We start from the raw sequence: 10,903 nt of genomic DNA on the forward strand, positions 1-10,903 counted from the left end.
ACTGAACAATCGTCCCCGAAAATGTCTTGGCATTAAAACGCCCAATCAAGTATTTTTCGGGATTAACCCATCCGTTGCACTAGTGAGTTGAATCCGCGGAAAAAAGTATTATTTAGAATGTGGGAATATGGAAATTTTGTAAATATGGAAATTGCTGAGAATGTATATGGGGATACACAAAATGAATAAAACTATTATCGCTCTTGCAACTGCTGCAGCTATCGCAGCACCTGTTGCAAATGCAAACGTCACAATATACGGAAAAGTCCACGTATCAGTGGATCATGTCGATCAGGACGGTTCAACTGTCTGGAATGTCATGAGCCGTGCTTCACGCATTGGATTTAAAGGCACTGAAGACCTCGGTAATGGCCTGAGCCTGATCTGGAAAGCAGAAACTACCTATGATTTTTCTGATGGAAGTGCCTGGGATAGTGCTCGTAACGCCTATATTGGTCTGACTGGTGACTGGGGTACATTCCTCTACGGGATTCACGACACACCTTTCAAAATGTCAACAGGCAAGCTGGATCTTTTCGCCGATACTCTTGCCGATAACAACAGCACCATCGGCTTCCACGATGTTCGTGCCGATAATGCCATTGCTTATATCAGTCCAAACATGAATGGTCTGACAGTTGCGGCCGCGATAATTGCTAAAGAAGGACAGCACAGTGATACTGGCCTTGCAGACGCATACTCGATAGCGGCCATGTACAGCAACAATGGCCTCTATCTCTCGGCAGCCTATGAAGATCTTGGTGGCCCCGGCAACAGCATTGATCATGTTTCCAAATGGCGTGTTGGTGCTGGCTATACCATGAATGCATTTACCTTAAACGGAATCTACGAAAGCCGTGACAGAAATAACCAGGGTACACAGAACCACTGGCAGGTTCAGGGTGGATACAGCTTTGGCAACAATGTTGCAAAAGCCATGTATGGTGTGAGTGATTCGCTGAATGACAGTAACAAGAGTTCATGGGCTCTTGGCCTGGATCACAAGCTGAGCAAGAGAACGAGTGCTTATGCGCTCTATGTCGACTCAGAGCATAACCTCGCAAGCGAAATGGGTTGTGACTCTCCTTGCGCTGGTGATGGTTTCTCGTTTGGTATGATCCACAACTTCTAAACTGATTCAGTCAGCAATAGAAATTGAAACGGGACCTTCGGGTCCCGTTTTTCATTTCTGCAACCACCCTCTCTGATCGAGTGAGGTTACGCACCACATTTCCCGGGGATGGAATTAGCCGGATTTCAGTCACATGTTTACTGTATACTCCCCTGCAATTCGAGGTGCACTTCGGTCTGCACCCAACTTCCAAGCAGTCATCCACAACGATCACCGCTGAAAACAGATAGTTTCCGCCTGGACCGTACCAGTAGCACCCTATTGGTCAGGCCGATCCCAGAGAAATAATTTCCATGTCATTTAAATCCCTCGGTCTCAGAACCGAACTCCTGCGTGCCGTGTCAGAACAAGGCTACAGCAAACCGACTCCTATCCAGTCGAAAGGCATTCCACCCGTTCTCGAAGGACGGGATATCATGGGTGGTGCACAGACAGGCACCGGCAAAACAGCAGGCTTTACCCTGCCACTGCTGCAACGCCTGATGGAATCCGGCCAAGCAACAAAAGGCAAACGCCCGCTACGCGCCCTGGTACTGACACCCACACGCGAACTGGCAGCCCAGGTTGAAGACAGCATCGATACCTACGGCAAATACCTGCCACTAAAATCGATGGTGATTTTCGGTGGTGTCAGCATTCGCCCGCAGATTGATAAACTGCGCAACGGTGTCGACATCCTTGTTGCTACACCGGGCAGACTGCTCGATCATGCCGGTCAGAAAACCATCGACCTTTCGAATATCGAAATCCTCGTGCTCGATGAAGCCGATCGTATGCTCGATATGGGCTTCATCCGTGATATCCGCAAGGTGCTCGCGCTACTGCCAAAACAGAAACAGACACTGCTCTTCTCTGCCACCTTCTCGAAAGAGATCAGGGTGCTCGCGCATGAGTTGCTTGAGAAACCAGCACTGGTTGAAGTCGCACGCCATAACACGGCTGCTGAGCGTGTCACACAGGTCGTACATCCCGTCGACAAGGGACGCAAACGTGAACTCCTCTCCTGGCTGATCGGTTCCAACAACTGGAAGCAGGTATTGGTCTTCACACGTACCAAGCATGGTGCAAACCGCCTCGCCAAGCAGTTGGAGGGTGATGGCATCACCTCTGCCGCGATCCATGGCAACAAGAGCCAGGGCGCTCGTACAAAAGCACTGGCAGGTTTCAAGGCGGGAGATGTGCGCGTACTGGTGGCAACCGATATCGCCGCGCGCGGACTGGATATAGACCAGCTCCCCCACGTGGTCAATTTCGAACTGCCCAACGTACCTGAAGATTATGTCCACCGCATCGGCCGCACCGGCCGGGCCGGCAACGAGGGTGAGGCGATATCACTCGTCTGTGTTGACGAGCTGAAGTTACTGAGAGATATCGAACGCCTGTTGAAACGTGAGATTCCGAAAGTGGTTATGGATGGCTATGAACCAGATCCTAGTATCAAACCCGAACCAATAAATAAGGGGCGAGGTGGTCAGCAGAGATCATCCCGTGGCAGGTCTGGCGACGGTAATCCGGCGGGCAAAAGAAACAGCGGTAACAGCAACAACAGAAACAGTGGCAACAGGCAGTCAAAAGGCCGCTCTGGCAACAGGAGAAATGCATAACACTTTCCTGCTCCATCACTTGCAAGAAGCAATCAAGCCATACGAGATATACATCTGGATAATGAAAAAGGGAGCATGACAACTTGCTCCCTTTTTTCTTGCAGCTTTTTCAGGTCATGCTCTTCCCGTACAGCGCCCGCCTAACCTGTCTGGATAAATTTCTTTACATGTTGAAACGTCATTTCATAATTCCATGATGAGATAAACACCAGGTCATCTTCACCAGCTCTTCCCAGAACACTAGTCACGGCATCATCCTCAGATGCGTGTACAAATATCGCCTGCCGGGAAACTCCTTCATCCAGCAATCCCCGGGTAAGAAGATCCGTCAACTCACCTGCCGTACGGTTGCGCAGGTAATGATCAGTGGTGTACAGGTGGTATTCATCATAATCCCCGGCAACCATTTGCATCGCCTTGCTATAGTCTGCATCCCTTCTATTCCCGGTCATCGAGTAGACAAGAAAACGCCTATCTCCATCAATCTTTCTGACTGCAGGTTCTACAGCTGCAAGGGCGCTTGGGTTAAGGCAGTGATCAACGACAACGCGAAAAGGAAAACCATCGATAGTAGTCATGCGACCAGGATTATCTGAAGCATCACATTGAAAAGTACCTAATGACTCGACTATAGATTCAAGCTCCTGATCCAATCCATAGGCAATGGCGGCCGCACACATTGCATTTTCGATATTATATAAAGCTGCTCCACCAAGGGACGCAGGAAGGTCTGTCACTGCCAACAGTGGATGGCGCATGCTGTTATCGTAGAGGACCATCCATAACTCACTATCGACCTGCTCAAGCCGCAGCGCAGGGTGACCAGACGCAATATGCTCCGCTACAAGTGGATTCTCCTCCATCATGCTGAAGTAACAGACACGATCAGCACGAGAGCGTTTGGAAAGAGCGGCAGTAAGAGGGTCATCCGCACCCAGAATGACCATCTTCCGAGCCAGCTCCACCAACAGGCCCTTGACCTTTGCCATCTCCTCCCTTGATTGCACACCAAGCTCACCAATATGTTCATCGGCAACATTGGTTACAGCCATGACATCGCAAGAATCAATTCCTGTGCCCCACTTGAGAATTGCCCCACGTGCAATCTCAAGTACCGCAGCATCGATACGGGGATCAATCAGAAGTTGCTGTGCGGCTGACCCACCTGACAAATCCCCTCTGTGAACCAGCTCATCATCTACATAAACACCACTTGTACTGGTCATACCAACACAAGCCCCGGAATGGCGCAGGATATGTGTGCTCATACGGGTCGTGGTTGTCTTTCCGTTACTTCCGGTTACGACCGCAACGGGTATGCGTGATGGTTCACCTGCAGGGAAAAGCATCTCGAAAATGGGACCAGCCACATCATGTGGCTCTCCTTCGGTTGGAGAATGATGCATACGCAAACCGGGAGATGGATTAATCTCGCAGATCTTGCCGCCTGTCTCCTTCCAGGACCGTGTGATATCGGTCGTAATATAGTCGATACCGGCAATATCCAAACCGATAACCTTGGCAGCCAGAAGTGCCATCTCCTGGTTGTCCGGATGCACGTCGGAGGTCACATCAACACAGGTCCCACCCCTGGAAAGATTACTTGTGCCGCGCAAAAAAACCTGTTTGCCGGCTGGAGGAATACCATCAATTGTGTAACCTGCCTTTGCCAGCACTGCCTCCGCTTCCTGGTCCAGTTCAATCCGACCGAGTACTGATTGCTTTCCTACACCACGTCGTGGATCACGGTGAAGCATATTCACCAGTTCCCTGATGGTATGGCGACCATCACCAGTCACATGTGCCGATATGCGGTGTGCTGCAGCAACAAACTTTCCATTGATGACAAGCAGACGGTACTCATCTCCGTCTATAAAGTTTTCCAGCAAAACCATTGGAGAATGCTGCTTTGCCGTGTCGAACGCAGTCAGTAGAGAGCGCTCATCCTGAATACCAATCGTAATTCCTATCCCCATATCTGTCGTGGAAGGTTTAGCAACAAGGGGGAACCCCAACTGCCTGGCGGCCCGGGGTACTGTTTCGCGATTATTTACAACTACCTGGTCAGCAACAGGTAAACCAACGCGACGTAGCTCAATATTAGCGTGTGGCTTGTACTGGGCCAGATGAAACGCGACCCAACTCGTGCCGGGTGTGGTTTTTTTCCACAAACGCTTTTGATATCGACCCTGCCCAAGAATCAATGAATCCGGGCTTAAGCCCATCGTGATGGGAATATCCCTCTCTCTGGCCGATTGGTAAAGATATCGTGTATCAATATTCCTGCTTAGCGGTACTGCTTTTTGAAGAAATAGCTTGTGCTCACGATTCATTATCGACGCAAGCGCTTCCCTATCTACCTCTTTTGCCTCTGTCAGGCGCTTCAGAACTTCTTGAGCGTAATTGACGGTCAGTGTTGTAACCTGGCGCTCCTCATATGAAAAGAGAAGATCCAAACCACCTCTATCCGGAAGTGAAACGACTTTTTTGTAAGTCAACATCCATCCGAGTTCGGCAGCCGCCATTTCAATCAGGCTGAATAAAACGTGGCCAGCATGCGAGCTTTCAACGCCCACCGGGTTGATCGTCTCCAGCACCTCTTGCAACTGTGGAAAAACTTGCATCCAACGACGTAACAGGATGGCAGGAACTGGCGTTACGACAGATTCACCGGGCTGGTCGGCTTCCAATCGGAGGCGGCACACCTGGTTATCCAAATAGAGATTAACCCCGACAAAAAAGCGCAATTCAGAGACTTTCATTTAGGTTTTATTCATCATAAAGGTATAGTTACAGTATTGTGATAGTCTAAACCAGTTCTATTTTACTCACCTTTTAATTGCGGATTCACTGAGAATGAAACTACCAGCAAACGGGGCGCTTTATGGTGGAAATCCACCCCAGGGCATTAGCCAGGAGCCCCTGATTATCAACGCCTGCCTGTCGGGTAATATCACCAACAGGGCAAGCAACCCCAATGTTCCCTGTAGTGTTCAGGAAATCACTGATAATGCAGGAGCCGTCATCGAGGCAGGCGCAAGTATTCTCCATGTTCACGCCTATGAGAATGATGGCACCCCAAGCTGGCGCCCGGAAATTTTCGGTAACATTTTTGACTCCATCCGCAGTGATCATCCTGAGGTGGTGCTGGTTGCAACAACAAGCGGACGACTTTACCCCGAATTTGAAAAACGCTCGGCAGTCCTCGAACTGGACGGCAAGGCCAAACCCGATATGGCCTCGTTGACCCTTGCATCACTCAACTTCCCCAGGCAGGCATCGATAAATGATCCTGAAACCGTTCAAGGACTGTGCCAGCGAATGCGTGACAGGGGCATAACACCTGAACTGGAAGCTTTCGATCTCGGCATGCTGAACTACGCATTTTATCTGCAGCGCAAGGGAATGTTGCCATTGCACTGCTATGTCAATCTGCTACTTGGTTCACTCGGCACGGTGCCCGGGCGTACTCTTGATCTCGCCAACCTTGCGCGCGAGATTCCACAGGACTGGACATGGGCAGCAGCAGGGATCGGGCGTTATCAATTACCCATCAATGCCACGGCAATTACCATGGGCGGTAACGTACGGGTCGGACTGGAAGATAATCCGTTTTATGACTACGCTGAACGGGAACCGGCCAGTAATGAAGAGTTGATTAAACGCCTCGTCCGCATTGCCGGTGAACTCGGGCGAACAATTGCATCACCCGGAGAAACACGTCAACGACTGCATCTTGATAATCCTGACAACTGGAGTGCGACTCAAATTACGATCCGGAAAATGAAATCCGGTGACATGGATCGTGTGATGGGAATACTGGCAGAGTGGAATATGGCGCCAATCGAAGCAGATGCGAATACCCCTGCTCCGGAACGTGACCGAATAGAGATCGGCAATACATTTGTTGCCGAACTTCAGGGAAATATAGTCGGTACCTGCGGTTACTATGTTCTCGATGAAACGCATGCTGAAACAGCAAGCCTTGCAGTCGACCCGGAATTTCTTGGTTGTGGAATCGGTTTTCAACTGCAGGAGGCACGGCTGCAGGAGATACGTGAGCGAGGGATTCGTCATTTACGAACTGAATCGGATCGACCTGAAGTCATACATTGGTATATCAATAAATTTGGTTACCGGAAGACAGGAATAAATCCCAAAAAGCATGCATTTGGTCACCCTGATAAGGACTCCTGGACAATCCTTGAGCTTGAACTGGAGCAGTGACAATGCAGGAAACGTTCGTGCAGAACCAGAATGGTTTCAGAGATGGACTGCAACAACCCGGGCAAGCCATAACAATCTCTTTTTCTGTTCCTGAAGGGAACAATGACATCAAATCATTAGATGAATGGCTGATAAACAGACTTGAAGTTGAAATTGATCCGGAACCAGATCAAACAATCGGGCTGATCGAATCCAAATCAAAAGAAGTCTTCTCTCTTGTCTGGAGAGTTCTCCTCTTAGGGCGCTATTTCCAGCAAACAGCCCGCATCCCCGTTTTTGATCCGGGAATTATACTTTCGGTTTCACAAAGCCAAGACGATCAAACCAAATGGCAATCAAGGGTAGCTATACCCATGATTGATAACCTCTCCACTAACATTATTCACAAGGCCTATAGCTCTGCGACAGAGCTAATCCATCATGTATTGAATAATAGCCGTTCGTCCGATACCCCCGATGAGCCGTACAAAATCCTCCAGGAAAATACCCTGAAGCCTCTCCAGTCAATGATCAGGTCGGGCATTTCTACAATACCCATACTCAAAACCGCTCATCAGAACCATATACCCTTTCGCCACTTGAAGAGCGGGGTATACCAGCTGGGTTGGGGGTGTAATAAACGTTTGATCGACAGAAGTTCAGTGGATGCTGATTCCAGCATAGGCGTCACATTCACGCATAACAAATTTCAAACAGCAACCATGATTCGAATGGCCGGACTTCCTGCTCCGGTTCATGTCATGGTGAAAAGCTATGAAGAAGCGAGGCAGGCTGCTGACAGGCTCGGCTGGCCTCTCGTTGTCAAACCGGCAAATCTGGACAGAGGAGAAGGTGTTACCGTTGCCATTGCAAACGATGAAAAACTCGAATTTGCATACAAGAGGGCATCAGCCCTCTCTAAATCGATACTCGTGGAACGCGAAGTACCGGGTGTCTGTTATCGCGTACTGATTACCAATGGAAAAATGCTGTATGCAATAAAAAGGAGTCCCAGGTCAATTGAAGGCGATGGCAGGCACAAGGTGACCGAGCTTGTTCGTATGGCGACTGAGGCCAATGACAACAAACCTCCTTGGCTTCAGGAGAAACCCTACCCCCTGGATGCCCTCGCGCTGGAATCCATGTCCCTTGCCGGATTCACTACTGATTCCATACCGGAAAAAGGCGAATGGGTACCACTGCGCAGAATTGAGTCAACAGCCTGGGGTGGACACATTGAAGAGGTGACAGAACTGGTGCATCCGGAAAACCTGCAGATCGCTGAACAGGCTGCATCCTTGTTTCGGCTGTCAAATGCAGGGATAGATATCATTTCAAGTGATATCTCACGACCATGGTATGAGAACCAGGCGATCATCAATGAAGTCAATTATGCTCCCTACTTTGGTGGAAATGATATTGCCAGGTCGGCCATGCCGGCTTACCTGAAAACACTCATTCACGGTGACGGACGGATTCCCATCGAAATTGTTCTAGGCAAGGATTCAGAAATGTCCGAAGCCCGTTCACGACAACAAGCTCTTCTCAAGCAGGGAGTCGACTGCCACCTGACAAGCCATTCTGAAACATTGAAACCGGATGGGCAACCAATGCCCTTTCCCTTTCAAAGCCTTTTCAACAGGACCTCTGCCCTGTTGATGAACAGGCATGTTGAGGCACTCGTACTTAGCGTTCAGACGGATGAGTTGTTACACACCGGATTACCTGTCAACCAGGTTGACCAGCTGATCCATTTAAATGATGAGATTAGTGATTGGAAGAATCCGGACGTCAGTTCTGAAGCAACCATACAGAAGCTGATAGAGCAGATTGAACACTATTTAGCTACATAGCACTCCCACAATCTCTACCAGCGAGATTGTCAATCTGTACGTGTCCACCGGTGCTATTGCGCCGACAGGTAATCAGGGTCAGTGTAACCACATCCTGGTCACCCTTTGACTTTCGCAGGATGTAAGACAATCGTTTTAGTCACTGACTCTAAACACCTGACACAGCAAAATCGAATGTTATTCAAACTCCATCATCTTATAAATTCTCGCTGCGTTCCTTAACGAAAGCTCTCTGAAGGTTTTCCACTGCATATAGGCAGACTGATCGATTTGATAGGCATCAGTTAAATCGCCACCATCATCAAGAACCTGTTCAACTTTTCCTTGCATATAGACCAGGTAATCTTTTGTAAAAGATGTAACTGTCTGCATGTCAGTAACATCACCATGCCCCGGAATAATAATCCCCGGGTTTAATGTCTCAAGCTTGTCCCAGTTTTCTATCCACTCCCCGACACTTGTATGCTCCAGGATTGGTAGCATGCGTTCGTTAAAAGCGAAATCACCGGAGATTAAGAGATTATTTTCAGGCAACCACAACTGGATATCATCCGGGCTATGGGCATTGCCAAAATGCTTCAGGATAATTTTTCTTCCTTTAACCGGAAGAGCATACTCGTCACTAAATGTATGGTCGGGCATCAACAGTCGAGACTTGAAATATTTATCCTTTAAACTGTTCCTGGCCTGCTCGATCACCTGTTCTGAAGTATGCTCCAGAATCTCCGGCGTGTTGTCGTGCGCGATAATTTCAACGCCCTGCTCCTTCCAGTAACTACCGCCAAATACAGCATGTCCCTGTGCGTTTTCATACACCAGGTACTTGACTGGCAGATCAGTAACCTTCTTGATCTCCTCGTGCATCGCTTGTGCGAGTAAGTAGCTACCGCCACCGTTAAAAACGACAACCGCATCATCAGCGACGATGAAGCTAAGGTTATTGTTGTGACCCGAATTTTCATAGGTCGATGGTTGTGGTGCGCCAATCGCTGAGTAGACACCATCCACAACCTGCTTAGGTCGCTGGTACAGCAGTGTTGTACTATCCAGCGTGCCCATATTCAGATCCAGGCCTCTCTTTTTCCAATCAAAATAGCCTTCATCATAATTTTTCACATTGGTATAGCCCATCTCCATCAGCGTTTTAGCTGCCAGGGGACTGCGAACATTCGTACCGCAATAAACAACGATGGGTGTATCAAGTGAGGGAACTGTTTCTGCAATGCGAAACTCCAGCCAGCCCCTGGGAATATTGACATTTTGATATAAACCGAGGGTTCCAAGCAGCTTGACTTCAAACTGTGTCCTCACGTCAATAATGACTGCATCTGGTTGCTTGTCGATTAGCTGCATTATCTCGTCAGATGAAATACTGCCAATCGATTGATTAGCCGCATCGAGGATTTGTTGTCCGGTAACAGGGGCGTCCTGCGCAAAAATGGCGTTTGAGAACAACAGGCAAAGAATTAGTAGTCGAGTCTTCAAGGTTTAAGGCTCCTGCTTCATATTAGTCTGTATGGGGCACCGTAAACGGCACTAAAATCATACGTCAGTCTAACAATATCCATACAATCCATTGGCACACACTTCATGCTGGAAAGTTGCTGTAGCATAAATTAAGACTATCCACGTGATATTCACACACACCATTGTCGTAACCAATATTAATCACCAATATAAAAACGATACCTGATAGGTCAACTCCTTCAACAAGGAGACAAGAGTCAACGAGGCGATGGCTCTCTCCGCCTAACTAGTTAGTAATGTATAATATGCTTATATTTGCTAACGAATGTAAGTGAATCCAATGAACGCAACTTATGTAAAACAAGCCCTGTTGCTGCTCACCCTCTTGCTACCACTGGGCACCGCAAGAGCTGAGGTCATTGTCTTTGTACATGGTTATATGGGCAGTGCCAATTCATGGACTGCAAGTGGTATTACTTCCGAGCTCGGCAAGGCCGGCTGGGTCCATGTCGGACTGCCTGCAACAAGTGATCAACCCAAGGCTTGATCCTCCCCCAATAAGTTGGTCCACCCTTATGATGAGTAAAACGGAGGACCGAAAATGGGAATCAAACGACACAAACCGGAAGAAATCGTCCAGA

Annotated in this window: 7 protein-coding genes; 5 read left to right on the forward strand and 2 right to left on the reverse strand. The window is 48.7% G+C overall.

Annotated elements, in window-relative coordinates; all coding sequences use genetic code 11:
- The first annotated feature begins 181 nt into the window (after window positions 1–181).
- Complete coding sequence (locus BOW06_RS12590; RefSeq protein ID WP_043117920.1) at window positions 182–1,132, forward strand: porin; 951 nt, start codon at window positions 182–184, stop codon at window positions 1,130–1,132.
- A gap of 293 nt (window positions 1,133–1,425) precedes the next feature.
- Window positions 1,426–2,736, forward strand: coding sequence for a DEAD/DEAH box helicase (locus tag BOW06_RS12595; protein WP_043117391.1), 1,311 nt, complete (start codon window positions 1,426–1,428; stop codon window positions 2,734–2,736).
- A 140-nt stretch (window positions 2,737–2,876) separates the two neighbouring features.
- Here BOW06_RS12595 and BOW06_RS12600 read toward each other — a convergent pair whose 3' ends face one another.
- Window positions 2,877–5,498 (reverse strand): Mur ligase family protein, encoded by a 2,622-nt coding sequence (locus BOW06_RS12600; RefSeq protein ID WP_078454838.1) that lies wholly within the window; start codon window positions 5,496–5,498, stop codon window positions 2,877–2,879.
- A gap of 94 nt (window positions 5,499–5,592) precedes the next feature.
- Between BOW06_RS12600 and BOW06_RS12605 the strand changes: the two genes are divergently transcribed.
- Window positions 5,593–6,963: a GNAT family N-acetyltransferase gene (locus BOW06_RS12605; protein ID WP_052132215.1), complete on the forward strand. Its 1,371-nt coding sequence runs from the start codon at window positions 5,593–5,595 to the stop codon at window positions 6,961–6,963.
- Window positions 6,964–7,664: 701 nt separating this feature from the next.
- Window positions 7,665–8,795, forward strand: coding sequence for an ATP-binding protein (locus tag BOW06_RS13125; RefSeq protein WP_179115184.1), 1,131 nt, complete (start codon window positions 7,665–7,667; stop codon window positions 8,793–8,795).
- A gap of 177 nt (window positions 8,796–8,972) precedes the next feature.
- On the opposite strand, the gene BOW06_RS12615 is transcribed toward BOW06_RS13125, so the two are convergent.
- Window positions 8,973–10,280: an MBL fold metallo-hydrolase gene (locus BOW06_RS12615; protein WP_078454839.1), complete on the reverse strand. Its 1,308-nt coding sequence runs from the start codon at window positions 10,278–10,280 to the stop codon at window positions 8,973–8,975.
- A 322-nt stretch (window positions 10,281–10,602) separates the two neighbouring features.
- On the opposite strand from BOW06_RS12615, the gene BOW06_RS12620 reads away from it, so the two are divergent.
- On the forward strand, window positions 10,603–10,809 hold the full coding sequence (locus BOW06_RS12620; protein ID WP_043117394.1) for a lipase family protein: 207 nt from the start codon (window positions 10,603–10,605) through the stop codon (window positions 10,807–10,809).
- Window positions 10,810–10,903: the final 94 nt, after the last annotated feature.

Source organism: Solemya velum gill symbiont (assembly GCF_002020255.1).
Lineage (GTDB): Bacteria > Pseudomonadota > Gammaproteobacteria > Chromatiales > Chromatiaceae.

Excerpts from the sequence above, each read along its gene's own strand:
- BOW06_RS12590 (WP_043117920.1), top strand. The coding sequence starts at position 182 with ATGAATAAAACTATTATCGCTCTTGCAACTGCTGCAGCTATCGCAGCA.
- BOW06_RS12595 (WP_043117391.1), top strand. The coding sequence starts at position 1,426 with ATGTCATTTAAATCCCTCGGTCTCAGAACCGAACTCCTGCGTGCCGTG.
- BOW06_RS12600 (WP_078454838.1), bottom strand. The coding sequence starts at position 5,498 with ATGAAAGTCTCTGAATTGCGCTTTTTTGTCGGGGTTAATCTCTATTTG.
- BOW06_RS12605 (WP_052132215.1), top strand. The coding sequence starts at position 5,593 with ATGAAACTACCAGCAAACGGGGCGCTTTATGGTGGAAATCCACCCCAG.
- BOW06_RS13125 (WP_179115184.1), top strand. The coding sequence starts at position 7,665 with ATGATTCGAATGGCCGGACTTCCTGCTCCGGTTCATGTCATGGTGAAA.
- BOW06_RS12620 (WP_043117394.1), top strand. The coding sequence starts at position 10,603 with ATGAACGCAACTTATGTAAAACAAGCCCTGTTGCTGCTCACCCTCTTG.